At 42.6% G+C, this 25441-nt stretch carries 23 protein-coding genes and 2 pseudogenes; 20 read left to right on the top strand and 5 right to left on the bottom strand.

What is annotated here, in order from left to right; genetic code table 11:
* Window positions 1-276: 276 nt before the first annotated feature.
* Window positions 277-993, bottom strand: a complete 717-nt coding sequence (rph, locus tag HHA41_RS02985; protein ID WP_096902471.1) for a ribonuclease PH — start codon at window positions 991-993, stop codon at window positions 277-279.
* A gap of 204 nt (window positions 994-1197) precedes the next feature.
* On the opposite strand from rph, the gene HHA41_RS02980 reads away from it, so the two are divergent.
* Window positions 1198-1848 (top strand): TetR family transcriptional regulator, encoded by a 651-nt coding sequence (locus tag HHA41_RS02980; protein WP_168417638.1) that lies wholly within the window; start codon window positions 1198-1200, stop codon window positions 1846-1848.
* A gap of 96 nt (window positions 1849-1944) precedes the next feature.
* Here the strand turns inward: HHA41_RS02980 and HHA41_RS02975 are convergent, their stop codons facing one another.
* Window positions 1945-2565 carry a thiol:disulfide interchange protein DsbA/DsbL gene (locus HHA41_RS02975; protein ID WP_168460463.1) on the bottom strand — a complete coding sequence of 207 codons (621 nt, stop codon included), beginning with the start codon at window positions 2563-2565 and terminating at the stop codon, window positions 1945-1947.
* Between the two features lie 181 nt (window positions 2566-2746).
* Between HHA41_RS02975 and ubiG the strand changes: the two genes are divergently transcribed.
* From ubiG to HHA41_RS02900, 15 genes and pseudogenes are all read left to right on the top strand, one after another.
* The gene (ubiG, locus tag HHA41_RS02970) at window positions 2747-3463 is read left to right on the top strand and encodes a bifunctional 2-polyprenyl-6-hydroxyphenol methylase/3-demethylubiquinol 3-O-methyltransferase UbiG (protein WP_168417636.1); all 717 of its coding nucleotides are present in this window, start codon (window positions 2747-2749) and stop codon (window positions 3461-3463) included.
* On the top strand, window positions 3460-4167 hold the full coding sequence (locus tag HHA41_RS02965) for an HAD-IA family hydrolase (RefSeq protein WP_168460462.1): 708 nt from the start codon (window positions 3460-3462) through the stop codon (window positions 4165-4167). The genes ubiG and HHA41_RS02965 overlap by 4 nt, the downstream gene beginning before the upstream one ends.
* Before the next feature lie 79 nt (window positions 4168-4246).
* A complete protein-coding gene (locus HHA41_RS02960; protein WP_168417634.1) occupies window positions 4247-4993 on the top strand; it encodes a YciK family oxidoreductase in 747 nt (248 codons plus the stop codon).
* Window positions 4994-5303: 310 nt separating this feature from the next.
* Window positions 5304-5852, top strand: a pseudogene (gene msuE / locus HHA41_RS02955) (FMN reductase); the annotation flags it as partial.
* Window positions 5853-6195: 343 nt separating this feature from the next.
* A complete protein-coding gene (locus tag HHA41_RS02950) occupies window positions 6196-6615 on the top strand; it encodes a hypothetical protein (RefSeq protein ID WP_168460459.1) in 420 nt (139 codons plus the stop codon).
* A 138-nt stretch (window positions 6616-6753) separates the two neighbouring features.
* Window positions 6754-6909 carry a hypothetical protein gene (locus tag HHA41_RS02945; protein ID WP_165492522.1) on the top strand — a complete coding sequence of 52 codons (156 nt, stop codon included), beginning with the start codon at window positions 6754-6756 and terminating at the stop codon, window positions 6907-6909.
* 243 nt (window positions 6910-7152) lie between these two features.
* Window positions 7153-7542 (top strand): RcnB family protein, encoded by a 390-nt coding sequence (locus HHA41_RS02940; RefSeq protein ID WP_168417631.1) that lies wholly within the window; start codon window positions 7153-7155, stop codon window positions 7540-7542.
* Between the two features lie 421 nt (window positions 7543-7963).
* Entirely contained in the window at window positions 7964-8347 is a 384-nt protein-coding gene (locus HHA41_RS02935; protein WP_131261243.1) for an RcnB family protein, read from the top strand.
* Between the two features lie 144 nt (window positions 8348-8491).
* Entirely contained in the window at window positions 8492-9838 is a 1347-nt protein-coding gene (gene argA, locus HHA41_RS02930; RefSeq protein ID WP_168460458.1) for an amino-acid N-acetyltransferase, read from the top strand.
* A gap of 357 nt (window positions 9839-10195) precedes the next feature.
* Window positions 10196-11179, top strand: a complete 984-nt coding sequence (locus HHA41_RS02925) for a sulfonate ABC transporter substrate-binding protein (RefSeq protein WP_168460456.1) — start codon at window positions 10196-10198, stop codon at window positions 11177-11179.
* A gap of 22 nt (window positions 11180-11201) precedes the next feature.
* Window positions 11202-12197, top strand: coding sequence for an aliphatic sulfonate ABC transporter substrate-binding protein (locus tag HHA41_RS02920; protein ID WP_168460454.1), 996 nt, complete (start codon window positions 11202-11204; stop codon window positions 12195-12197).
* Between the two features lie 23 nt (window positions 12198-12220).
* Window positions 12221-13399 (top strand): FMNH2-dependent alkanesulfonate monooxygenase, encoded by a 1179-nt coding sequence (ssuD, locus tag HHA41_RS02915; protein ID WP_168460452.1) that lies wholly within the window; start codon window positions 12221-12223, stop codon window positions 13397-13399.
* Window positions 13396-14212: pseudogene (gene ssuC, locus HHA41_RS02910) on the top strand (aliphatic sulfonate ABC transporter permease SsuC). Before ssuD ends, ssuC begins: the two are co-directional and overlap by 4 nt.
* A gap of 11 nt (window positions 14213-14223) precedes the next feature.
* A complete protein-coding gene (locus tag HHA41_RS02905) occupies window positions 14224-15027 on the top strand; it encodes an ABC transporter ATP-binding protein (protein ID WP_168460450.1) in 804 nt (267 codons plus the stop codon).
* Between the two features lie 357 nt (window positions 15028-15384).
* The gene (locus tag HHA41_RS02900) at window positions 15385-16062 is read left to right on the top strand and encodes a TetR family transcriptional regulator C-terminal domain-containing protein (RefSeq protein WP_168460448.1); all 678 of its coding nucleotides are present in this window, start codon (window positions 15385-15387) and stop codon (window positions 16060-16062) included.
* 80 nt (window positions 16063-16142) lie between these two features.
* On the opposite strand, the gene HHA41_RS02895 is transcribed toward HHA41_RS02900, so the two are convergent.
* Complete coding sequence (locus HHA41_RS02895; protein ID WP_168460540.1) at window positions 16143-16709, bottom strand: 5'-methylthioadenosine/S-adenosylhomocysteine nucleosidase; 567 nt, start codon at window positions 16707-16709, stop codon at window positions 16143-16145.
* Between the two features lie 206 nt (window positions 16710-16915).
* On the opposite strand from HHA41_RS02895, the gene ribF reads away from it, so the two are divergent.
* From ribF to HHA41_RS02875, 4 genes are all read left to right on the top strand, one after another.
* A complete protein-coding gene (gene ribF / locus HHA41_RS02890) occupies window positions 16916-17917 on the top strand; it encodes a riboflavin biosynthesis protein RibF (protein ID WP_168460446.1) in 1002 nt (333 codons plus the stop codon).
* A 67-nt stretch (window positions 17918-17984) separates the two neighbouring features.
* On the top strand, window positions 17985-20831 hold the full coding sequence (gene ileS, locus HHA41_RS02885; RefSeq protein WP_168460444.1) for an isoleucine--tRNA ligase: 2847 nt from the start codon (window positions 17985-17987) through the stop codon (window positions 20829-20831).
* Window positions 20824-21363 (top strand): signal peptidase II, encoded by a 540-nt coding sequence (gene lspA / locus HHA41_RS02880; protein ID WP_168419357.1) that lies wholly within the window; start codon window positions 20824-20826, stop codon window positions 21361-21363. Before ileS ends, lspA begins: the two co-directional genes overlap by 8 nt.
* Entirely contained in the window at window positions 21356-21838 is a 483-nt protein-coding gene (locus HHA41_RS02875) for a peptidylprolyl isomerase (protein WP_168419358.1), read from the top strand. The genes lspA and HHA41_RS02875 overlap by 8 nt, the downstream gene beginning before the upstream one ends.
* Window positions 21839-22355: 517 nt before the next feature.
* Here the strand turns inward: HHA41_RS02875 and HHA41_RS02870 are convergent.
* Together HHA41_RS02870 and HHA41_RS02865 are read right to left on the bottom strand one after the other, a co-directional pair.
* A complete protein-coding gene (locus HHA41_RS02870) occupies window positions 22356-23525 on the bottom strand; it encodes a PQQ-dependent sugar dehydrogenase (RefSeq protein WP_168460442.1) in 1170 nt (389 codons plus the stop codon).
* Between the two features lie 170 nt (window positions 23526-23695).
* A complete protein-coding gene (locus HHA41_RS02865) occupies window positions 23696-25054 on the bottom strand; it encodes an MFS transporter (protein WP_168419360.1) in 1359 nt (452 codons plus the stop codon).
* Between the last annotated feature and the right edge of the window lie 387 nt (window positions 25055-25441).

The raw sequence follows: 25441 nt of genomic DNA, 5'->3' as shown, positions 1-25441 counted from the left end.
GTCAGAAGCTTGACCGAGTACGCTACGATTGTCTTCATTTTCACGTTCTGAACGTGAATCACATGCAGTCAGTAGCAACATCATTGCAGACATCAAAATAATCAGTAATTTCATGGGCATCTTCCTGTTTTAAACATTTTCGATCATCTTAAAAGAATCCGTGCATCGGTATTGTATAGTTTTGATTCAGCCCTCCTGACATGATTCAAGCGCATCCATAAAAAAACGCATCCGAAGATGCGTTTTGAACAGCGGTACAATCTTAGAAAACTTGGTTTACCAGCCTAAAGCCTGTTGCTGTTTTTTCACCAATTCCTGAATACCTTTTTCTGCCATTTCCAACATGGCATTGCACTGCACGCGAGTAAACGGCTTGTCTTCTGCAGTACCCTGAATTTCAATAAATTCACCTGCTTGGGTCATGACTACGTTTAAATCGGTCTGGCAGTTTGAATCTTCTTCATAGCATAAATCCAGTAATACCTCATCTTGGTACATGCCTACAGAAATTGCAGCTACCAAACCTTTTAATGGGTCATGCTTAATTTTTTTCTTTTCTAGCAATACATTCATGGCATCAATTAATGCCACTGCCGCGCCTGTAATGGCTGCAGTACGGGTACCGCCATCTGCCTGAATCACATCACAGTCAATGGTAATGGTATTTTCACCCAGTTTTTTTAAATCGACCATGGCACGTAAACTGCGACCAATCAAACGCTGAATTTCCTGTGTACGCCCGCTTTGTTTGCCACGTGCTGCTTCACGGTCACTACGGGTATGCGTTGAACGTGGCAACATGCCATATTCTGCTGTCACCCAGCCCTGCCCCTGACCTTTTAAAAAACGAGGTACAGAGTTATCAATACTGGCCGTACACAAAACTTTGGTATGACCGAACTCAACCAAAACTGAACCTTCAGCATAGCGAGTATAGTTACGGGTAATTTTTACCTCACGTAATTGGTCTAAGGCTCGTTGGTCAATACGCATAATGGGTCCTTATTTTTGGCTCAAATCAATTGCCCGCAAGTATAACAGATGCCACAGCGAAGGTCGCTTTTCTAGGCTGTTCCCTGTGCAGTTTCGCTTACTTCTGCCACAATAACCGCAACATCGCTTCATTCATCTTTTAGTATTATCCTGCAATTCAGGTTTTTGTTAGACTGCGCGGCACTGGCAGAATCAGGAAATAAAATGTCGATTCGAGAAGAACGAAAACAACAAAGTCGTCAGGCCATTATTGATGCGGTACTACAACTGAGTGCTTCTGGACGTGCCTTTAGCAGCATCAGCTTAAGGGAAATTTCACGACAGATTGGGCTCGTGCCCACCGCGTTTTATCGGCATTTTCAAGATATGGATGCTTTAGCACTCGATTTGGTCGATCAAGTTGCCCTACACATTAAAGGGATTTTGCATCAATTGGGGCAAGGCTATTTGTACCAACCCGATGCACAGACAGAAACGGCACTGACCCTGTTTTTTAAATCAGTCGATCAACGCCCACACCAATGGATTTTTTTAATTGCCGAACGCTGGGGCGGTTCTGCCGTTTTACGCCAAGCCATTGCCCGTGAAATTGATTTTTTAATTGAAGATTTAGCCAATGATTTGCAACGGGTAGAAAGTGTGCAGCATTTTCAACATGCCGAAGACTTACACGTCCTGGCCAATATTTTAATTAATTTGTCTTTAAACTGGGCAATGAACTGGATCAGTTTGGGACAGCAATTTGAAGCAGAAAAATTGCAGCAACAACAGCAACACTTCATACAACAAAGCATTACCCAAGTCCATTTGCTATTTCGTGGTATTTGCCACTGGCAGCGTCCGCAGCCTATTTAAAGTTATCTGCTAAACACTTTAGCCATAAAAAACCGCAATGATCTTTCAATCATTGCTGTTTTAGGCACAAGGTGATTTCACCACAGCATCGTAGTTTTATTTCTTGGCTTTACGCTCTTGATCGACCAAGTAATTCACCACCTGAATCACTTTGCCGTTATCGCCCTGCACGATGTATTTACCATTGACAACCACGGCAGGTACACCCGTCAATTGATACTGACGCGCCAATTGCTTAGCTTGTGAAATTTTAGAAGTGATCGCAAACGAGTTAAACATGCTGTTAAATTTCGCTTCAGGCACGCCATATTTTACAAAAAATTTGGCTTGAGACTGTTGGTCAAAAATTTGCTGACCTTTGTCATGAATAGCATGGAACAATGGCAAGTGAGTTTTCTTACGTACGCCCAATGCTTCAGACACATAATAGCCACGCGCATTCATTTCCCATACAGGGTTCATGGCAGCTGGGGTACGCACAAAATTCACATCTTTAGGCAATTTGCGTAACCAAGTCTGCATATATGGCTCTAGGGTAAAGCAGTGGCCACAGCCGTACCAAAAGAATTCACGTACTTCAATTTTACCTGGGACATCCACTTTCCCTGGGTTAGCAACAACGCTGTAATCTTTACCTGCAACAAAATTTGCAGCCATTGCACTACCAGAAATAGCAAAGATGGCCGTTGCCAAACTACCTAAAAGGAATTTTTTCATTGCGTTTATAGTCCTCTAAATCATTCTGTTTAGTTTATGGCAACACTATAAATCAAATATGCCGATTTCGTTTTCCTTCTGTGAACTTTTTTACAGCTTTTATCGCTTTTTTTAGAATTAACGCTACACTAGGGTTTATACATATTTTTACCATCATCACGATTAAATTGAGGTGACACCCATGTCGCAACTGAATGTTGATCCACAAGAAATTGCCAAATTTGAAGCATTTGCAGCCATATGGTGGGATCAGCATTCCGAGTTCCGTCCCCTGCACATGATTAACCCACTGCGCCTGAACTGGATTGATGAGCATGCAGGCGGTTTAGCAGGCAAAAAAGTACTGGATGTCGGTTGTGGCGGCGGGATTTTGGCAGAAAGCATGGCACGACGTGGTGCCAATGTACTCGGCATTGATATGGGCGAAGCACCTTTAAATGTGGCGCGTATCCATGCTGAGCAAGAAGGCGTAAATAATATTGAGTATCGCCAAATTCCAGTTGAGCAACTGGCAGAACAACAAGCTGGCCAGTACGATGTCGTGACCTGCATGGAAATGTTAGAGCACGTACCCGACCCTGCCTCAATTATTCAAGCCTGCCAAAAACTGGTCAAACCAGGTGGTCATGTATTTTTCTCTACCATTAACCGCAATCCAAAATCATACTTATTTGCCATTATTGGTGCAGAATACGTGCTTCGTATGCTGGCCAAAGGTACGCACGATTATCATAAATTTATTAAACCATCTGAATTGGCACATGATATTCGCCAAGCGGGTTTAAAACTCAAAGATATGACGGGTTTACACTACAACCCACTAACTAAACGCTATTGGTTGGCACCTAATGTTGATGTGAACTACATGGTTTACACGGTCAATGAGGCAACAGAATGAAAGCCGTTTTATTCGACCTCGATGGCACCTTAATTGATACCGCTGCTGATTTTATTCGCATCATTCAAGACATGTGCCGTGACAAAGGCTGTGAGATTGTGGCAGCAGATGCCATTCGTACACAGGTGTCTGAAGGTGCACGGGCAATGGTAAAACTGGTCTATCCAGAACTTGAGGTAGATGACCCTGTATTTCTTGCGCATCGACAACGCTTTTTAGACCTGTACGGCGCAGATATTGCGGTAGAAACTGATCTGTTCGAGGGCATGTATCCACTGCTCGAAGCTTTGGAACAGCGTCAAACTCCGTGGGGTATTGTTACCAATAAACCGCGCTGGCTCAGTGAAGCCTTACTCAAGGCACTGAATTTAACTGACCGCTGTGCGGTTTTGGTCTGCCCTGAAGATGTCAGCCACACCAAACCTGACCCAGAACCCATGTATTTGGCAGCAAAACAGATTGAAATTGCCCCTGAAGATTGTATTTATGTGGGCGACCATCCACGTGATATTGATGCAGGCCGCAATGCCAATATGTACACCATTTTGGCCGCTTACGGTTATTTACCGTTGCAACACAAAGATGACTTAACAGCGTGGCAAGCAGATTGTATAGTGGATTCAGTCGCTGAATTACATACGGTTTTAGATAAATTGGTGCTGCAAGCCGCAACATCAGTAAACAGCCTGAATGCCAATGCCTGAGTTGGTTCTATTACACCTGTCAAAGTACGAATATCACCTAAAACATGACCAATAAAAAATCAATATAGGAGGGATGACCATGAAATATTCAGAATATCAACCTCGCCCCGATCTGTTAAAAGATCGCATTATCCTCATTACCGGTGCGGGAGATGGTATTGGACGTGCCGCTGCACTCAGTTATGCCCTGCATGGGGCCACCGTGGTACTGCATGGTCGTACTCTCAATAAACTTGAAGTCATTTATGATGAAATTGAAAGTTTAGGTGCACCACAACCTGCTATTTTACCGCTGCAACTATCTAGCGCATCGCCACGTGACTATGAGTTACTGGTCGATACCCTAGAGAAACAATTCGGACGTTTAGACGGTATTTTGCACAACGCAGGCATTTTAGGTGAACGCACCGAGTTGGCCAATTACCCTGCAGATGTCTGGGACGATGTCATGGCGGTAAATTTACGTGCACCTTTTGTCTTGACTCAGGAATTATTGCCGCTCTTGGCAAAATCAGAACATGCCTCGGTGGTATTTGCCAGTTCAGGGGTTGGCCGTGAAGCACGTGAACGCTGGGGGGCTTATTCAGTTTCTAAAATTGCGATTGAAGCAGTCAGCCAATTATTTGCCAAAGAGCAAGTTCACCCGAATATTCGCTACAACTGCATTAATCCAGGTGCGACCCGTACAGCCATGCGTGCCAAAGCCTATCCAAATGAAGATCCGAAAACCTTACCAACACCCGATGCAATCATGCCTGCCTATTTATATTTAATGGGCGATGACAGCTTACACATGAACGGTCAAAGTATTGATGCACAGGATTAATCCTGTGCGTCTGCATCCCGCTTTTTAATACTACGTTTGTGCAAAAAATCGTCATTTTCAGCTTTTTTAAATTACTTGAATACGCATCACTTTTTTATATATACGCCATCTATAAACGAAAAACCTTATTTAAATAAAATATAAATATAAATTTTAATAACTTATGCTTTGGTTTTTAGCCCCAATCTATGCCTATAGTGCATATCTAGAAATGAGATAACTTTACAGCTTTTGCTTATTTTACAGTGCACAGCCCAATCATGATTAATAGCAACATTCCAAATTAATTTATTTTTAGGTTGTTCAACACATGTCATATTCTCAGCAAAAACCGCTCAATATTGTTGCCATTTCAGGGGGGCTCAATGCACCTTCTAAAACAGAAGCGCTGTTACAGACCCTGATAGAGCGTTTGGCCAAAGCCATCCCGATTCAGGTACATTTCATTAAATTTAGTGAAATTGCGCCACTTTTAGGCGGTGCAATTTACCGCAATCAATTGCCTCAGCAAGTACAAGACGATTTAGCTGCTGTAGAAAATGCAGATGCACTGATTGTAGGAACACCTGTCTATCGGGCGTCATTTACAGGTTTATTTAAACATTTCTTTGACTTTGTTGAACAAAATGCACTGATTGATGTGCCAGTATTATTGGCTGCGTCTGGTGGCAGCGAGCGACATGCACTGGTGTTAGAACATCAATTGCGCCCTTTGTTCAGTTTTTTCCAAGCACAAACCTTGCCTATTGGTGTCTATGCCACAGACCGAGATTTTAGCCCTGAATACGCCGTACAAAGTGAATTACTTAATGAGCGAATCAATTTGGCCATTACCCGTGCAGTTCCAGTTTTGCAATGGGAGGCAGCCAAATCACTGTACGCTATAACCCAAACACAAGTGGCTTAATAACCACTACACATAGCACAGCTTGATCACAACCCACCCACACAGGATAGATATATGAAATACATATCTATCCCACACATGACTTAGCCTTCATGTTGCCAATACTGCAGCAAATTCAGATCAGCTTTCTTTTTTATGCAGGTTACGTAGCATACTGCCAGTTTTCAGACCTTCATCTTGTGTAAAATAAGCACTAAAGGCCACCGCAGTAATTGTCTGTATCCATCTTGCATAAACAGAATTCACTCGCTACGCTTCTGCCTTTCTATCCCACTCTTACGCTGCAGAGAACAACATGACTGAATTAAATAACATCACCGTAACCCCGCTAGAAGATGGCATGGTGTCTTTACTGATTGATGGTCAGCCTATTTCTGAAAAATACGGCATGAAGTTTGAAGCCAGCATCGTGGATGATATTCAAGCGCTCGACAACAGCCAAAAAATCAAATTGTTTGATCAGTTTGTGTTTTCACATACCGATCTCAATTTTGAACATGCTTACCACTATGTCACTGGCATTGAAAAGTTGGATGATCGCTATCACGTGGTCAAAAACTTTGTCTATCGTATTAAAATTGAAGGGCAACCTGAAATTGAACACGTGATTACCAAACAAGGTGCACCAATGACAACTGAAGATGTGCGTGAATTTATTAATGCACATATTCAAAAATCACTCACCGACTATACCGACTTAAACTACGCTTACTAAAAGCCAGTGAAGCTACCAAACTCAGAGTCAAGACATTAATCGTTTTATTGGGTTGAAATAATGAAATTAAACTGTTTTTCAAATTAATATAAATCCTCTATTCTAAATCCATCTTCAACAGTATTGAGGTAGATTGCGATGACGGATATGAAACGAAAAACAGCCGTGATTCAAAGTATTGAAACTTTACAACTGAGCCAACATTTGATTGTTGCCTTAGATGACAAAGAAAAAGCCGAATGTGTAGCGAGCGCAGTGCAGTCTTTACAAGGTTTGGCAGATCAGTGGAACTGATGTATCCCATAGCAGCTCGCTGCTATGGTCATGCTCGATCTAAAATAAAATACCCCAACCCCTTCCTCTCTATTTTCTGCACGCACATACATTCAAAATGCTTTTTTTGTCACATAATAGAATAGACTCTATACTGTAGCATCAGGCTTTATTTAAAAAATTCATGTGCTTTCTTCACAGTTTCTCTGCATTTAATGGCTAAAGTATGAACTGTGAAATAGAGATGAGAAATGAGGGGTTTACATGAAAAAGATTTTGACAGTTCTGGCAATGTCTTTCAGTGCTTTACTTGGCAGTAATTTAGCGACTGCTGCTCCTCAATTTGATCGGGATCATGCGGAACACCCGCGTTATCAGGCACAAAATAAACGTGAATTTCGTGCCAATATGGAAGAGCGCGTACAAGACAAGCGTCGTATGCGTGAAGAACGTGGTGTAAAACGCTTGCAGCAACATAAGTGGCAAACGGGCTATGTCATGCCGCAGCACTATCGTGGCAATGGCTATAAGGTCGATTATCAAGATCACGACCTGCCTAGACCTGAACGCAAACAACAATGGTATAAAATTAATCAGGACTATATTTTAGTCGATTTGGAAAACCATCATATCTTGCGTATTGCAGGTTCTTGACATCCTCCCCCCTTAAAAGAGGGTGATTCCTACAGCTAGACGCTTATGCCCAAGCGCAAGTATTTTTAAAACTGTATTTACACAGAATTATTTACACCCTCATGCTTAAAGCTAAATTAACATAATCAGCTTATACGCAATTTCAATTTACCCCATATTATTCAATATCTTAGAAAAATCATAAAGCCCAAGTATATATCTGGGCTTTTTATAGATTCTTTACTTTCCACGGTAATCCCTTCAAAAGAATAGATAACCAAGCACATCTTGGTTTCTCATCTTGCAAAGCGGTACATCCATTCTCCTAGTTTTCTCCATCAAATTCACAATTCAGCCAACTATCCACCATCGTTTCTCTTGAGTTCTGCATTAATTTGAATGCATCAACTCAATATTCAAAAGAAACCGAAGGTAAACACTCATGAAAAAAGCGCTCAGCATTCTTGCCCTGTCTGTAACGGCCATCCTGACAACTTCTGCAATGGCTGCACCAGACCACCGTTATGATGACCGTCGCCATCAAGCCAGTGCTACTTATAAACATCACAGCAACCACTGGGACAATCAACGTCAGCATACGCAATGGGAGCAAAAACGTTATAATCAGAAACGTGTGAATCCAAGCCGTGACTGGCGTGTAGGTCAAAACTTCCCACGTGGCTATGAAATTTCACGCAATAAAGTCAGTGACCGTGAAGCACGTCGTTTACCCAATACAGGTCGTTACCAACAATGGTACAAAATCAATGGTGACTATGTCCTGATTAATGAACGCACGCATCGTATCATTCGCATTATTGGCTAAAAGCATATTTCGACCTCAACGATGAGTTCGCATATTCCCAACACCTGAATCACCATTCAGGTGTTTTTTTATATTTAGACTTCCGCTACAGATTTTTTTGATTAGAATCAAAGACAGCACTCGATCATTGAAATAGGCCAGCGCATGACTTCAGCAGAAAACCCACACAGCACAACCTTACAATATGTGCATTGGTTTCGACATTCTGCGCCTTACATCAATGCCCATCGTAATAAAACTTTCGTGATCATGTTCGATGGCGAAGCGGTGCTGCATGAAAATTTTCAGCATATTATTCACGATATTGCCCTGCTGCATTCGCTGGGAATTCGTCTGATTTTGGTCCACGGCGCGCGTCCACAAATTAATCAAAATCTGAAATTCAGCCAAATTGACACCCCTTTTCATTTACAACGTCGTGTCACCACACGTGAATCTTTATCCTGTGTGATGAATGCGGTGGGTTCAATTCGTCTGCAAATTGAAGCCTTATTGTCGATGGGGCTGGCCAACTCACCCATGTATGGCGCACGTATCGATGTGGTGTCAGGCAACTTCATTACCGCTAAACCGTATGGCATTCGTGATGGGGTCGATTACCAACTCACAGGTGAAGTCCGCAGTGTCGATACTGATGCCATTCAGCGCCATTTGGAAAACCACAATATTGTGTTGTTAGGGCCTACAGGCTATTCCAGCACAGGTGAGGTGTTTAATCTCTTGGCAGAAGAAGTCGCCACCAAAACTGCCATTCATTTAAAAGCCGATAAGCTCATTTTCTTAGGTGAACAGCACGGATTACTGAATACCGAAGGGCAATTGCAACGTGAAATTCACCCGCAACACTTAAATCAATATATTCAAGCTGCGCAACAGCATCATCCTGAATTGGCACTGCACTTAAATGCAGCACAAGAGGCTTCGCTCAACGGCGTGCATCGTGTGCACCTGATTTCTTATGCTTATGATGGTGCATTATTAGAAGAGCTATTTACCCGCGATGGTTCAGGCACCATGGTCAGTGATGCGCATTATGAAGAAGTGCGTACAGCCAATATTCAAGATGTGGGCGGTCTGATTCGACTATTACGCCCTTTAGAAGAAGAAGGTGTATTAGTCTATCGCTCACGTGAACGTCTGGAAAATGAAATTGGGCAGTTTGCAGTGATTGAGCGAGATGGCATGATTCTAGCCTGTGCTGCCCTATACCCTATTCCTACCACAGGCAATGAATTAAGGTCTGCTGAAATTGCCTGCGTAGCCGTGCATCCTGCGTATCGTAAATCGAATCGTGGCCGCCAAATTCTGGATTATTTAGAAGATAAAGCCAAAGCCATGGGTATTCAGCAGTTGTTTATTTTGACTACCCGCACCGCACACTGGTTTTTAGAACAAGGCTTTTCCCCTGCCAGTGTCGATGAACTGCCCGATGCCCGTCAGGCCTTATATAACTATCAACGCAACTCCATTGTCTGCAAAAAGTCACTATAAAGTGACTTTTTGCCTGTAGGCGATATAGCTCAATTTTGCATAAGCTTATGCAACCAGTGCAAAAAAAATACTTCTATTTTGAAAACAAAGCCTTAGCTGTAAATTCACTATATTTATCTCTCAACTTCAATAATAAAAATAAATAATAAAAATCATAAACTTAAAAATAAATGCTGCTAACGATCCCCCCCTGCAATTTGTGCAGTTTTAAACATAAGGTTTGCACTTTTTTATTTATCTCAATTTCTGCTTAGAAATTTCCGATTTATTATTTTTTTCAAAAAACAAACCTGTTTAGCGTATGTGTCATCCAGCCCGCTACACCCTTTGGGGGTTTAATTTCAGGAGCACATTTGCATGTACCCAATTTCGACATCTTTTTTGAAAAAAACGATTCTTACATCTACGGCTTGGGTCGGAATCATGCTGCTCTCAGGCTGTACTCCAAACCAAGCAGCCAATCAAATCACCTTAAATATTGGCTATCAAAAATACGGTATTTTGCCAATTGTCAAAGAACGTGCCGTACTAGAAAACGCCCTTAAAAATCAGAATGTCAAAATTAATTGGGTGGAGTTTCCTGCAGGCCCTCAGCTCTTAGAAGGCTTAAATGTCGGCAGTGTGGTTTTTGGAGAAGCGGGGGAAGCACCGCCTATTTTTGCTCAGGCAGCACAAGCTAACTTGGTGTACGTGGCCAATCAGCCTGCTGCACCTTTGGCTGAAGCATTAATAGCACCCAAAAATTCAAACCTTCAGTCTGTCCAAGATTTAAAAGGCAAACGTATTGCACTGAATAAAGGCTCCAATGTGCATTATCTGCTGTTAAAAGTTTTGCAAGCGCATCAGCTCAAACTTGAAGATATTCATGAGGTGTATTTACCCCCTGCCGATGCCCGCGCTGCATTTGAGCGTGGTGCTGTCGATGCGTGGGTCATTTGGGATCCGTTCTTTGCTGCGGCAGAACAACAGCTCGGTGCACGTGTTCTGGCCACAGGACAAAACTTGGTGAGCAATCATCAGTTTTATTTGGCAGATCGTCAATTTGCCGAAGCTCATCCTGAATTGTTAAACACAGTGGTGCAGCAACTGAATACCACCACACAGTGGATTCAACAACATCCACAACAGGCTGCACAACTCTTAGAAAAACCGACGGGTTTATCGGTCGATATTTTGAGCCGTTCTATTGCCCGCATGGGTTTTGGCGTGCAAAACATTTCTGCGCAAGTAGTTCAACAACAACAGCAAGTTGCAGATGCTTTCTATCAACAAAAGTTAATTCCACAAAAAATTGACATTCAAGCTGCAATTTTAAAACCCACAACAAGCACATCGCCATAAAACAAAAAATCAGGACAGTTAAATGAAAGCGCTACAAACATTCACATTATTTAGTTTAGGTCTGTTCAGTCTAGGCTTCACAGGCTGTGAAAAAATTTCAGCCAATGCTGATTCAGCAAAAAGTTCGGCTGCCCCTCTACAACATCTGAGCATTGGTTACCAAAAGTCTGCTTTAAATTTACTGGTTGCTCGTCAGCAAAAGTTATTTGAGCAGCAGCTGCCCAATGTCAAAGTTGACTGGAAAGAATTTCCTGCTGGCCCACAAATGTTAGAAGCCTTGGCGGTGGGTGCTGTCGATTTTGGCTACGTGGGCAATACCCCACCAATTTTCGCCCAAGCTGCAGGCAAAGATATTCGCTATGTCGGTTATGAAGTGGTGACCCCAAATTCACAGGCCTTGGTTGTTCCATCGGGCAGTCTGATTCAATCTTTGCAAGATTTAAAAGGCAAACGCATTGCCGTGCAAAAAGGCTCTAGTGCACATGAATTATTGGGCAAAATATTAAAGCAAGCCCAGCTAAACTGGAAAGATATTCAACCTATTTGGCTTGCGCCTGCAGAAGCTCGTGCAGCATTTGATAAAAACAGCATTGATGCTTGGGTCATTTGGGATCCATTTTTAAGTGCTGCCAAGCTCGATGCGCAAGCACAGGTCTTGATTGATGGCACAGCATTCCCAAAAAGTTATGCCTTCTATATTGGCAATCCGAAATTTATACAACAGCACCCTCAAGCAGTCAGCAAGGTTTTAGCAAGCTTGAATGCTGCAGATCAATGGATTCTTCAGCATCAAGATCAGGCTTTGTCTATTTACACCCGAAGTACAGGTTTAGCACCACATATTGCCACACCCGTATTTCAGCAACGCTTAAAACCCTCTCCAATTTACCCGCTGAATGCACAGGTGATTCAATCTCAACAACGCATTGCCAACAGCTTTCAGCAAGACCAACTGATTCCACAGTCTATCCAAATTCAAAGTGTGGTTTGGAAAGACCACCACAGCATTACACCTTAAACATACACAACAAGGATATTAAGATGAAAATTTTTTGGTTTATTCCTACTCACGGTGACAGTCGTTATTTAGGTACTAACAAGGGCGCTCGCCAAGTCGATCATGCCTATATGAAACAAATCGCACTGACTGTTGAACATTTGGGTTATGAAGGGGTTTTAATTCCTACAGGCCGTTCTTGTGAAGATCCGTGGATTACTGCAGCCAGTCTGATTGACGCCACACAAAAGCTCAAATTTTTGGTGGCATTACGTCCGGGTATTACCACACCTGCGTTGGCGGCACGCATGACTGCAACCTTTGATCGACTCTCACATGGTCGCCTTTTACTGAATTTGGTCACAGGTGGCGATGAACAAGAACTCAAAGGTGATGGACTCTATGAAGATCACAGCACCCGTTATCAAACAGCGGCAGAATACACCCATATTTGGCGTGAAATTTTAAGTCGCTCACATACAGGTGAGTCCTTCAGTTTTCATGGCAAACGCTTACAGGTTGATGATGCAAAATTGTTATATCCACCTGTGCAGCATCCACATCCGCCACTATGGTTTGGTGGTTCCTCTGAAGCAGCCATTGAGCTGGCCAGTGAACAGGTGGATACCTATTTAACCTGGGGTGAACCACCTGCTGCAGTCAAAGAAAAACTTGAGCTATTAAAAGCTAAAGCGGCTGCTAAAGGACGCAGTTTAAATTACGGCATTCGCTTGCATGTGATTGTTCGTGAAACCAATGCCGAAGCATGGCAAGCAGCAGAAGACCTGATTCAATATGTAGATGATGCCACCATTGCCGCAGCACAGGCTAAGTTCCAAGCCATGGACTCGGTTGGACAACGTCGCATGGCGGCATTGCATCAAGGGAATCGTAGCCAGCTAGAAGTATCACCAAACCTTTGGGCAGGTGTTGGTTTGGTCCGTGGTGGAGCAGGGACGGCCTTGGTGGGTGACCCTGAAACGGTGGCAGCTCGCATTCAGGAATATGCAGACTTGGGCATCAGTACCTTTATTTTTTCTGGTTATCCGCATTTGGAAGAGTCTATTCGCTTTGCCGAGTTGGTTTTCCCACTGTTGCCACTGGAAACCCAAAAGAAATTGGCTCAACCTAATTTAACTGGCCCTTTTGGTGAAATTGTAGCAAATCAATATGTACCTGCTGCCCATGCATCTGCACAGCGTAAACTGGAGCAAGTCGAATGAGTCAGCAAATACCCTCAAGTTTAGGCAAAGCGCAAAAGGTTTCACGTGGAACATTGATTGGACAACAACTACTGCCATGGTTGTTCCCCATCGCTTTAATTACCTTGTGGCAACTGGCCTCAAGCACTGGCCTTTTACAAAGCCGCATTTTACCTGCACCAAGTGCTGTACTCAGTGCTTTTTGGACATTACTTAGCAGTGGCGAATTGGCGCAACACGTTCAAGTCAGTGCAGGGCGTGCCCTGCTGGGCTTGCTGATTGGTGGTGGATTAGGGCTGCTGTTAGGCTTACTCAACGGCTCATCTAAAACAGCCTCGACGCTGCTTGACACCACCTTACAAATGATTCGCAACATTCCAGCACTGGCACTGATTCCATTGGTAATTTTATGGTTTGGAATTGATGAAACAGCCAAATTATTTTTAGTTGCTGTGGGGGGTATTTTTTCCAGTCTATATCAACACCTACCACGGAATTCGTTCTGTAGATTCACAGTTGCTGGAAATGGGTAAAAGTTATGGGCTCACCCGCTGGCAATTGTATAAAGACATTATTTTACCCGGGGCGATGCCGTCTATTTTAGTCGGTTTACGTTTTTCGCTTGGTTTGGTGTGGGTGCTGTTAATTGTGGCAGAAACAATTTCTGCTCAGGCAGGCATTGGCTATATGACCATGAATGCACGCGAATTCCTACAAACCGATATTGTACTGGTGGGCATTTTACTTTACGCCTTGCTGGGTAAACTGGCCGATGTGTTCGCAGTACTGTTAGAAAAATATTTACTACGCTGGCATTCAGCCTATCAAAAATAAGGATTATCTCCATGACAGATCTAAGCTTGGGACGTCATGTACACAGCACAGACTTCCCTCACCAATCTCCAACTGCGCAGCACAACAATGCAATGGGTGCAGAAATTCTCATTGAACAACTGCACAAGTTTTATGGTTCAGTACAGGTTTTAACCGACTTAAATTTACATATTCAGCCTGGTGAGTTTCTGGCAATTGTTGGACGCAGTGGCTGTGGTAAAAGTACCCTGCTGCGTCTGATTGCCGATCTTGAACAAGCCAGCTACGGTTCCATTCAATTTAAGTCAGCACGACATATTCGGGAAGGCATTACATCCGATGATATACGGGTCATGTTCCAAGACCCTCGCCTATTGCCTTGGCGTAATATCCAACAGAACGTACAACTAGGTTTGGCCAACACTCAGCATGCAGAAGCCGCCAACTTACTTGAAAAGGTCGGTCTACAAGCGAAGGCCGATTTATGGCCAAGCCAACTTTCTGGAGGACAACGACAACGTGTCGCTTTGGCACGTGCTCTGTCACATCGACCACGTATTTTATTGCTTGATGAACCCTTAGGCGCATTAGATGCCCTGACACGTTTAGAAATGCAGAACCTGATTGAGCAACTTTGGCTCGAACAAGGTTTCACTGCCATTTTAGTCACGCATGATGTCAGTGAAGCCGTACAACTGGCTGATCGGATTATTTTGCTCGATCAGGGACGTATTGCCCAACAGTTTCAGGTGCCACTGGCTCGACCACGTCAAAAAAGTGTGCAATTTGCTGCATTAGAACAACAGGTCTTAAGTGCAGTATTGGCAACTGAATAATCTTGACGCTAACAATGGGCTCGACTCTCCCATTGTTAGGGCAATGCAAATGCTAATCCATTCCTCTTGATTAAGGCACTCGATTCATTCTTTAATTTTTTTAAATAAACCCAAGCTTAAGCACCGTAAAACTTCACTTTTACCATTTACAAATAAAATCAACAAACGCTAATCATTCAGTCAAAAAATACACAAGCAAATATACTCCCCCACCCTAATTGGTTTTTTGGCTGATTGCATAGCTAAGCTACAGAATAAATTATAAATATTTTAAAAATACATCTTTTAATGATGCACAAGACTGACGATTTGCCGTACAATTAATAATTCCCTTTTTTCATTGTTTTAAAATTACGAATGGAACAAAAAAAGAGTACACAAAAACGCCATCAGCTTCTCAATGCTGCACTCGACGTATTTTCCTTATACGGGTTTAGCGGTGCAAGTTTGGATGAAATCGCACAAATTGCAGAAATGCATAAGTCGAATATTTTCTATTATTATGAAAATAAAGAGGCGCTCTATGTTGAAGTACTGACCACAGTACTGCAAAAATGGCTTGCGCCTTTACAAATGCTTGAAGCCGAACTTGAGCCAGAAGAAGCGATTACCAATTATCTGTTACAGAAAATTGAGGTTTCCCGTACTCAACCGAAAGCATCACGTCTATTTGCTTTAGAAGTGATTCAAGGTGCGCCACATATTCAGGAAATTATAAAAGGTCCTCTGAAAAAACTGGTAAAACGTAAAGCCAAGGTCATTACCATGTGGCAAGAGCAAGGCAAACTGTCTAAACAGATTGACCCTGAACTGCTCATTTTGAATATTTGGGCCATTACCCAAAACTATGCTGACTTTGCCACGCAAATGGAAATGGTCACAGGTAAAACCTTGCGTAACCGCAGTATGCTACAACGTGTTTTACAACACACGGTTCACATGATGCTGTACGGTATTGTGCCTCGTCAGGACGAAATCAACGCTACAGAAGCCGCTGTTATCACGGCTGAACCTGTACAGGAAGCGCAAGAATAATCGCGCCAACCTGAACAAATATCCGAATTTAGCTCACGACCCTAGTTTTTACTCGGGTCGTGGCGTTTTGGGCAACTGCATTACTTAATACTTTGATATAACGATAATAATTTTTGTGCGCCTAGCAACAAGTTTTCTTCCCAGTCCAAATGCGCCGTATCATTGGCACCATCGGTAATATATTTGACCGACAACATGCGCACACCTAGTTTTTTACAGACTTTGGCAATCGCATAGCCTTCCATATCGACCAGCTGACACGGCACTTTCGGCGTCCCCGTTTCAAAACTATCGCCTGTACCGCAAATTCCGTTAGGTAAATGCTCAAAATAGCGTTCCAGATGAATTTCTGCAGGATGCTCCTGATCCATAGGCGTCACCCCCACCTGAAAACCCAACGGTGAAACATCCATATCCCGCTGCACAAACTGACTCACCTCCACCAAAGCATGCGCATCAAAATGGGAGCTGCCCGCAGTGCCTAAATTGAGCAAGGTTTTACAGCCTGTTTTCTGAATCACTTCAAAGGCTTTAAATGCAGCATTCACTTTACCAATGCCGCTGTAATGCACCTGAATCCCTGCTTGCTCAAACAAGCCTTTAGACTCACTGGGCAATGCCATAATTAAAGCAAAATCAGAATTCATAGCCATCTACTCGTGCAGTTCATTAAAACTGCTCCATTAGAAAAGAAATTTGAATGCGGTGCAAACCCCATTGTGATTTACAGATTTAATTGTCGGATTTTGCCTGATTTTTCGATAATTTTTCAGGTTAAAAACACAACAACAAGACGAAAGCGCGAGAATATGGCAATATATAGCTCTTACAAATTTTCAACCTTCATTCGACCATGCAGCTGCTCCGCCTGAATGCTTTATCTTCTACAACTGACTTAGCTCAAACTGCCGTGACCATTGGCAATTTTGATGGCGTGCATGTCGGTCATCAGGCGATGATTCAACAACTCAAAGCAGTGGCTGCCGCACAACAACTAAAAACCGTGGTGATGCTATTTGAACCGCAACCACTGGAATTTTTTAAAGGTTATGATGCCCCGCCACGTATCAGTTCTTTGCGGGAAAAAGTTGAATATCTGACCGAATTGGGCATCGACTATATTGCAGTGGCCAAGTTTGACAATCACTTCCGCAGTTTAAGTGCCGAAGCCTTTGCCCACCTTTTAAAAAATAGTTTAAATGCCACACATTTGGTTTTGGGTGATGATTTTCATTTTGGCAAAAACCGTCAAGGCAACAGTGATTTTTTACGTGACTTTGGTTTTCAAGTTACCAATTTAAGCACCGTAAATTTATCGGGTGAACGGGTCAGCTCCACACGTATTCGCCAAACCCTACAAGCAGGCGACTTGGCTCTCGCTGCCCAACTGCTCGGACGTCCTTATAGTATTACGGGGCGCGTACAATATGGCGATCAAATTGGTCGTACCCTGGATTTCCCCACCATTAACGTACGTTTAAACCGTCATCGTCCTTGTTTGAACGGTATTTATGGCGTTGAAGTGGTCTGCGAAACCACCTCCTTAACCAACACAGTTAGCAATGCACATCCTAGCAAAGTAGGTGTTGCAGGCTACAGCCCAAACAGTTTATTTGGTGCAGGGCATGTCGGAACACGTCCTGCCATCAAGCAAGAACATCCCGAATGGCGATTAGAAGTACATTTCCCCAATGTTTCTGCTAATCTGTATGGCTTGTTAATGCGGGTCACGTTTTTAAACTATTTACATGGCGAAAAAAACTACCCTTCGCTTGAAGCACTCAAAGCGGGAATTGATGATGATGTTGAAAAACTTCTTGAATTTCGACAAGATCATCCCGATTTCCCTTTTTAATTTTACCCTGAATATTTAATGTAAAACGCGTCAGTCCATGGGCTGATTCAACTGGAAGACAACTTGCATGAGCGATAAGCAAACTCCTGAAAATGCAGTGGATTATAAAGCCACGCTGAACCTCCCAGGTACTGAATTTGCAATGAAAGCAAATCTGGCAGTACGTGAAGCGAAATGGTTAGAAGAGTGGTATGCCGACAACATTTATCAGCAGATTCGTGCATCGCGTATTGGCAAGAAAAAATATGTGCTTCACGATGGCCCTCCATACGCCAATGGTCAAATCCACTTAGGTCATGCGGTCAACAAAGTCCTCAAAGACATCATCATTAAAAGCCGTGTCATGGATGGCTATGATGCCCCTTATGTTCCAGGCTGGGACTGCCACGGTCTACCAATTGAGCTCAAAGTAGAAGAAAAAGTCGGTAAAGTTGGCGTTAAAGTTGATGCCTCAACTTTCCGTAAAGCCTGCCGTGAATATGCTTACACCCAAGTTGAATTACAGAAAAAAGACTTTGTGCGTATGGGCGTATTTGGTGATTGGGATAACCCTTACCTCACCATGAATTTCAAGCAAGAAGCCGACATCGTGCGTTCATTGGGTGCAATTGCCAAAGCAGGCCATATTGAACCTGGTCTAAAACCTGTGAATTGGTGTCTAGATTGTGGTTCTGCACTGGCAGAAGCCGAAGTTGAATATGAAGATAAAAAATCCGATGCGATTGACGTCGGTTTTGCTGTTGTTGATTTAGCCGATTTATCTGCACGTTTGGGCGTTCAAATTACCGATGCAACAGATATCGTGATTTGGACCACAACACCGTGGACATTGCCTGCCAACCAAGCTGTTGCCTTGCATGCCGAAATTGAATATCAATTGGTAAAAGCACGTAGCGACGAAAAAGCAGCACAAAACTTTATTTTGGCCAAAGAATTAGTACAGTCTGCAACTGAACGCTATGGCTTTAGCAGCTATGAAGTGTTGGCAGACTTTACTGGTGACAAACTTGAAAACCTGATCTTGCAACACCCACTGATTCAAGAGCGTCAAGTACCTGTCATTTTAGGTGAACACGTTACTGCTGCTAGCGGTACTGGTGCAGTACATACCGCACCTGGACACGGTGTGGACGACTATAAAGTCGGTTTACAATACAACCTGAAAGTCGATAACCCGGTTGGTGGCAATGGTGTTTATTTACCAACTGCACCAATTTTTGCAGGCGAGCACATTTACAAAGCCAACCCGCAAATTATTGCGGCTTTGGCAGAAAGCAATAAGCTTTGGGCTCATCACCCAATCAAGCACAGCTACCCACACTGCTGGCGTCATAAAACCCCAATTATTTTCCGTGCCACACCACAATGGTTTATCAGCATGGATAACCAAGGTTTACGTCAAGGTGCATTGAATGCGATCGAAAATGAGATCAGCTTCGTGCCAGATTGGGGTAAAAACCGTATTCAAGCCATGATTGAAGGCCGTCCAGACTGGTGTATTTCACGTCAGCGTACTTGGGGTGTGCCAATTCCATTCTTCGTACACAAAGACACCAACGAATTACACCCTCGCACACCTGAATTGATCGAAGACGTTGCAAAACTGATCGAGCAAGAAGGGATTGATGGTTGGTACAACCGTGAAGCCAAAGACTTCATTGGTGATGATGCCGAGCACTACAATGCAGTGCGCGATACATTAGACGTATGGTTCGACTCAGGGACAACCCACTACGCTGTACTACGTGAGCGTGAAGAACTACAAGACCCTGCCGATCTTTACCTTGAAGGTTCAGACCAACACCGTGGCTGGTTCCAGTCTTCATTGCTGACCTCAATTGCCATCAATGAACGTGCACCATACAAAGGCTTGTTAACACACGGTTTCGTGGTCGATGAAAAAGGCCGCAAAATGTCGAAGTCATTGGGCAATATCATCACCCCACAAGACATCATTAAAGACATGGGTGCAGACGGCTTACGTTTCTGGATCGCATCTGCAGATTACCGCTATGAAATGACTGCAGGTAAGGAAATCTTTAGCCGCGCATCAGATGGTTATCGTCGTATCCGTAATACCTTGCGTTTCTTGTTGGCCAACTTGAATGGCTTTAAACCGTCAACAGATGCGCTTCCTGTAGATCAATTGATTGCTTTAGATCAATACATCCTACAACGTGCCGCAGAAGTACAGAAAACCATTCAGCAAGCCTATGAAGATATGAACTTCCATATCGTAACCAGTGCGCTGACTAACTTCTGTATTAACGATTTAGGTGGCTTCTACCTCGACATCATTAAAGACCGTCAGTACACCACCAAAGCCGATTCTCAAGCACGTCATTCTGCACAAACCGCTTTGTATCACTTGGTTCAGGCTTTCGTGCGCTGGATGGCACCTATCTTAAGCTTTACCGCACAAGAAGCATGGCCGCTAATTCCTGAGCAATCAGAAAAATATGTGTTCACAGCAGAATGGTACGAAATTCCTGTAGCTTCTGAAGCAAACATGTTGGCAGAAGCCGAATGGCAAACTCTGATTGCCGTAAAATCTGCGGTGAACAAATTCATTGAAGCTGCACGTACGGCTAAAACAGTCGGCTCGAATCTGTCTGCAAAAGTTGAACTTTGGGCTAGTGATGAACTAAAAGCCGTCATGGATAAACTGGGCGATGAGCTGCGTTTTGTCCTCATTACCTCTCAAGTGATTGTGAATGGCTTTGATGCAGCACAAGGCGAAGCTTCAGACCTTGAAGGTTTAAATGTGAAAGTCTCTGCGGCAGATGGTGAAAAATGTGTACGTTGCTGGCACGTTTTGCCAGATGTGAATACACATTCTGCACATCCAGGCTTATGCTCACGTTGTATTATCAACCTTCCAACAGGTCAAGGCGAAGAGAGAAAATATGCCTAATCCACAACACAAAAAGGGCTTATTCCAGTTTTATCCGCACAATTTATGGTGGATTGGCTTGTCCATTGTCGCGATTATTCTCGACCAATGGACCAAATGGATTGCAGTCTCGCATCTCAACTATGCAGACCCTGTACCTGTATTGCCCTTTTTGAATTGGACGTTATTGCATAACTATGGTGCTGCCTTTAGTTTCTTGTCTGATGCAGGTGGATGGCAGCGCTATTTCTTTACCTCACTAGCAGGTTTAGTGTCTGTAATTTTTGTATTTTGGCTGATGCGTATGCCAAAAAACATCATCGTACTGCCTTTGGCAATTGCCTTAATTTTAGGCGGTGCGATTGGGAATTTAATTGATCGGGTTAGCCTCGGTTACGTGGTCGATTTTATTCACGTGTATTACAACAACAGCCACTTCCCTGCCTTTAATATTGCAGACAGTGCTATCACCCTTGGCACCATTCTGTTGTTAATTGATACGTTTTTCCTAGAAAAACACCGAATTGAACGTGCGCAGGCGCAACATGACTGAACTAATTAACCCAAATGACGAAACCCGTATTGAAGATGGCTCAAAAGTCGAGTTGCACTTTTCAGTGGCCATTGAAGATGGGGTAGAAATTGACAACACCCGTAGCCGTGCTGAACCTGTTAGCTTGGTGATGGGCGATGGTAGCCTGTTACCAGGTTTTGAAAAGTCATTGTTTGGCTTACGTGCAGGTGACCGTCGTACCGTGAGCCTTCCACCTGAAGAAGCTTTTGGCCCGTGGAACCCTGAAAATGTCCAAACATTTGATACAGTTAAATTTGAACAGCGCCCAATTGAAGGGCACATGATTGAATTTGAAGATAAAGCCAAACAAAGTCTGTATGGCGTGGTTAAATCTGTAAACGATGATGTGACAGAAGTAGACTTTAACCATCCTTTAGCAGGTAAAAATATTACCTTTGAAGTCGAAATTTTTAGAGTGACTCCAGCAGGACAACAAGGCATTAAGTTGATGTAACTGAGCTCAATTTAAACCCATCCTTGCAAAATACACCCCAAGTGAATGATTTTTTTACTTGGGGTATTTTTATTAACACGCTTTCATAAATCATAAATGATCAATAAAATTAGTATTGAAAATCTCTTCGCCTTGGGGAGAAAGCGAGGATGAGGGAGTATTGAATTATGGTCTTAAAAGGATTGATGATAAAAGTCTATTAAATAAGATAATTATTAAATATAATCAATCACTTAAATTTTAATAACCCTCTTTATTGATCTTCATTTTACGAATATACCGTTGTACGTTTTAGCTTACAATAACTGCAGAAAATTGACGCTAGGCAAATCACAGTTTTAATTTTATATTTAATTCATACAGAAACAGGAAGTTTCTAAAAGCAAGAATAACAATAATAAATCAATATAACGGCAGGACGCTGAAAGGTATAACAGGAGTAATACCGAGTAATAAATCTGAAAAAGCCCCGACATGAAGTTGGGGCTTTTTTCTATCCCAAATTTGATTTTTGGGCTTATTTGGCTGTTAATTTTAGTAATCTGGCAGATTTTCCATCTTCTATTACCCAAATATTGCCATCTTTGGCTTGTAACAACCCACGAATTCGTTGTCCCATTGGTAAACGTTGTATTTCCTGCGCAGGCTTTGTTTGTGTATCAACCACAATGATTGCTTGAGACGACAAGCCGCCTAACAATGCTTTATTTTTCCATTGTGGAAACACATCGCCCGTATAAAAAATCAAACTTGAAGGTGAAATTACTGGGGTCCAATCCAACACTGGGGCTTTAAACTCAGGCCGTGTAGCATGGTCTGGAATAGGCAAGCCATTATAATGATCACCATTTGACACCAAGGGATAACCGTAGTTCTGACCTTTTACAATCACATTCAGCTCATCACCGCCCTTAGGACCCATTTCTGCAACCCATAGCTGTCCTTTAGCATCAAACGCCATACCTAAAGGGTTGCGATGCCCTAAACTCCAGACTTGCTTAGCAATCTCTCCATGTTGCTGAAATGGATTGTCATTGGGTGATGTGCCATCTGCATTTAAGCGCAAAATTTTACCTAAATTACCTTTTAAATCTTGAGCAGGTTCAAACTTTTGCCGCTCACCAGAGCTAATCCATAACTTACCATCAGCACCGAATTGCATACGGTGTGCATAATGCCCCTGCCCAGATACTTTAGGCGTTTGCTGCCAGATTCGCTGAATTTGAGTTAATTTTGGGGCAGATTTTACATCCAATAAAAGCTTGGCTCGAATCACGACAGCACCGTAGCCACCCATGCCTGATTCAGCATAGCTTAAATAAATAAACTGATTCTGCTGAAAATTGGGGTCTAATACGACATCCCCCAAACCACCCTGACCACCATAGGCCACTCGAGGCACAGCTTGAACATCTAAAATTTGGCGGGTTTTGGGATTAAAAAGTTTTAATTTTCCTGCTTTCTCTGTAATTAATAACTGGCCGTTGGGTAATTCTACGAACGCCCATGGTTCATTAAAATCTGCAATAGCGTGTACTTGATAGCTTTGTAAGCTTTGCGGAGAGTTAGATGCTGCAGCAACCGCCTTATTGTGCTGCTCAGTATCTATCTGTGCACTACATCCTGTCGTAAAACACAGTAATAACAACGATGCACATAAACTGCTGCTTTGATATATGTTTCGCATTTTTAGCACCTGTATTGTTTATTGTATTCTTATCACATGACATGATAGTCCATAAATACCAAACCTTATTTAGGCCAAATGTAGGAAAAATTTTAAATTTCAGATATTAAAAGCAAAAAATTAAGGAGCAATGCTCCTTAATTTTAATGTTCAGTGACATTCATGCGTCATTAACTATAAGATCGACTGGCTTTTTTAACCACACTTGGCTCAGTCACTACCTGTGATGTACTTTGTAAACGAATCAATGCCACAGCAATCGCACCAATGACTGCTGGAATTGCGACCGCCAAGAAGTTCATTTTATGCGGCAAATCCATGCCTAAAAGAATGCCAATAATAATTGGTCCTACAATCGCACCAACACGACCAACAGCCGAAGCACAGCCAATCCCTGTAGAGCGAATGGTCAGTGGATAATACTGCGCAACAAAGCTATACAGCAAAATACTACTACCAATCGCCGAAGCACCTGCCATTGCAACCAATAGGTAAATTACAGGCTGTGGTGAGTTAAAGCCTAATCCGACTAGCGAGAAAGCACCTAGCAAGAACATGCCAATAATCACAGGCTTTAGATGGAAACGGTCTGCTAAAATACCACCACCAATAGTACCAATTACAGCACCAATATTCATTGCCATCAGGAACATTAAGCTGTTACCTAACGAGTAACCCGCTGCCATCATCAGTTTTGGTAACCAACTGCCTAAAGCATATACCATCAACAAACACATAAAGAAGCAGCACCAGAACAACAAAGTACTCATACTGCGGCCATTTTTAAATAAGGCTGCAATAGATGCATCTGGCGTTTGAACTTCATTTAAGACAAACTGTGTTTGACTGCTGATATTTTCTTGCGGACTGATCTGCTGAACGATATGACGTGCACGCTCATGTTGTTGCTTTTTCACCAAAAATGTTAATGACTCTGGTAAGAAAAACCACAATAAAGGCAATGCCAATAAAGGCAGTCCTGCAATATAGAACATGATTTCCCAACCAAAACTTGGGGTTAACCATGCACCTAGTAAAGCAGCTAAAATACCACCTACTGCATAACCACTAAACATAGTGGTAACTAAAGTACTACGCATTTTTTGCGGTGCATATTCAGAAGTCAAGGCAACCAAGTTTGGCAGCACACCACCAATCCCTAAGCCTGCAATAAAGCGTAAAATACCAAATTCTGTTGGGGTAGAAGCAAAGCCTCCCCAAAAGGTAAAGCCACTAAATAAAGTCACACAGATCAGAATGACATTTTTACGGCCAATTTTGTCTGCCAACATACCAAATAGCATGGCACCAAACATCATACCCGCCAAGGCAGTACTGGCAAGCATGCCTGCTTGCACAGCGGTCATATTCCATTCTTGCATCAGTAGTGGTAAAGCCACACCGTTAATCGCCAAATCATAACCGTCAAAAATAACGACAAATACGCACCAAAGTACAATTTTTAAATGAAAAGGTTTAAACTTTGCTTGATCCACTACAGCATTCACATTCATTGTTGTTGCTGTCATTTTTCCCTCACCTCCAATTGTGAGATTTTTATTTTATAAAAAATGAATGATTATTCACTTTTGTATATAAAATGAATCATTATTCATTTTTTGTCTACAGCAAAAACTTAACTCTGAATACTTTTCTCAAAAACTTAGACTAAAGTTGTAGATAAACTCGACCAAATAGACTTGAATACACTTCTTATAATTTGCTAGTTATTTTATTTTTCACATGATTTATTGTTTTAAATATCTTATTTTTACTATTATCTCCTTCACTTTATTCCTCCATAAAAAAAACACCCTCAACGTTAGTTGAAGGTGTTTCGAATAATGAGCTGGCGATGACTTACTCTCACATGGGTAACCCCACACTACCATCAGCGCGAAGAGGTTTCACTTCTG

The organism is Acinetobacter sp. A1 (genome assembly GCF_012371315.1).
Classification (GTDB): Bacteria; Pseudomonadota; Gammaproteobacteria; order Pseudomonadales; family Moraxellaceae; genus Acinetobacter.
The sequence above is the reverse complement of the archived record's forward strand: the minus strand, read 5'-3'. Positions and strand labels throughout refer to the sequence as shown.

Excerpts from the sequence above, each read along its gene's own strand:
- ileS (WP_168460444.1), top strand. The coding sequence starts at position 17,985 with ATGAGCGATAAGCAAACTCCTGAAAATGCAGTGGATTATAAAGCCACG.
- HHA41_RS02905 (WP_168460450.1), top strand. The coding sequence starts at position 14,224 with ATGACAGATCTAAGCTTGGGACGTCATGTACACAGCACAGACTTCCCT.
- HHA41_RS02940 (WP_168417631.1), top strand. The coding sequence starts at position 7,153 with ATGAAAAAGATTTTGACAGTTCTGGCAATGTCTTTCAGTGCTTTACTT.
- HHA41_RS02980 (WP_168417638.1), top strand. The coding sequence starts at position 1,198 with ATGTCGATTCGAGAAGAACGAAAACAACAAAGTCGTCAGGCCATTATT.
- HHA41_RS02975 (WP_168460463.1), bottom strand. The coding sequence starts at position 2,565 with ATGAAAAAATTCCTTTTAGGTAGTTTGGCAACGGCCATCTTTGCTATT.
- HHA41_RS02920 (WP_168460454.1), top strand. The coding sequence starts at position 11,202 with ATGAAAGCGCTACAAACATTCACATTATTTAGTTTAGGTCTGTTCAGT.
- HHA41_RS02865 (WP_168419360.1), bottom strand. The coding sequence starts at position 25,054 with ATGACAGCAACAACAATGAATGTGAATGCTGTAGTGGATCAAGCAAAG.
- HHA41_RS02935 (WP_131261243.1), top strand. The coding sequence starts at position 7,964 with ATGAAAAAAGCGCTCAGCATTCTTGCCCTGTCTGTAACGGCCATCCTG.
- ubiG (WP_168417636.1), top strand. The coding sequence starts at position 2,747 with ATGTCGCAACTGAATGTTGATCCACAAGAAATTGCCAAATTTGAAGCA.
- HHA41_RS02950 (WP_168460459.1), top strand. The coding sequence starts at position 6,196 with ATGACTGAATTAAATAACATCACCGTAACCCCGCTAGAAGATGGCATG.
- ssuD (WP_168460452.1), top strand. The coding sequence starts at position 12,221 with ATGAAAATTTTTTGGTTTATTCCTACTCACGGTGACAGTCGTTATTTA.
- HHA41_RS02875 (WP_168419358.1), top strand. The coding sequence starts at position 21,356 with ATGACTGAACTAATTAACCCAAATGACGAAACCCGTATTGAAGATGGC.
- HHA41_RS02965 (WP_168460462.1), top strand. The coding sequence starts at position 3,460 with ATGAAAGCCGTTTTATTCGACCTCGATGGCACCTTAATTGATACCGCT.
- HHA41_RS02945 (WP_165492522.1), top strand. The coding sequence starts at position 6,754 with ATGACGGATATGAAACGAAAAACAGCCGTGATTCAAAGTATTGAAACT.
- lspA (WP_168419357.1), top strand. The coding sequence starts at position 20,824 with ATGCCTAATCCACAACACAAAAAGGGCTTATTCCAGTTTTATCCGCAC.
- HHA41_RS02870 (WP_168460442.1), bottom strand. The coding sequence starts at position 23,525 with ATGCGAAACATATATCAAAGCAGCAGTTTATGTGCATCGTTGTTATTA.
- HHA41_RS02960 (WP_168417634.1), top strand. The coding sequence starts at position 4,247 with ATGAAATATTCAGAATATCAACCTCGCCCCGATCTGTTAAAAGATCGC.
- ribF (WP_168460446.1), top strand. The coding sequence starts at position 16,916 with ATGCAGCTGCTCCGCCTGAATGCTTTATCTTCTACAACTGACTTAGCT.
- HHA41_RS02895 (WP_168460540.1), bottom strand. The coding sequence starts at position 16,709 with ATGAATTCTGATTTTGCTTTAATTATGGCATTGCCCAGTGAGTCTAAA.
- argA (WP_168460458.1), top strand. The coding sequence starts at position 8,492 with ATGACTTCAGCAGAAAACCCACACAGCACAACCTTACAATATGTGCAT.
- HHA41_RS02925 (WP_168460456.1), top strand. The coding sequence starts at position 10,196 with ATGTACCCAATTTCGACATCTTTTTTGAAAAAAACGATTCTTACATCT.
- rph (WP_096902471.1), bottom strand. The coding sequence starts at position 993 with ATGCGTATTGACCAACGAGCCTTAGACCAATTACGTGAGGTAAAAATT.
- HHA41_RS02900 (WP_168460448.1), top strand. The coding sequence starts at position 15,385 with ATGGAACAAAAAAAGAGTACACAAAAACGCCATCAGCTTCTCAATGCT.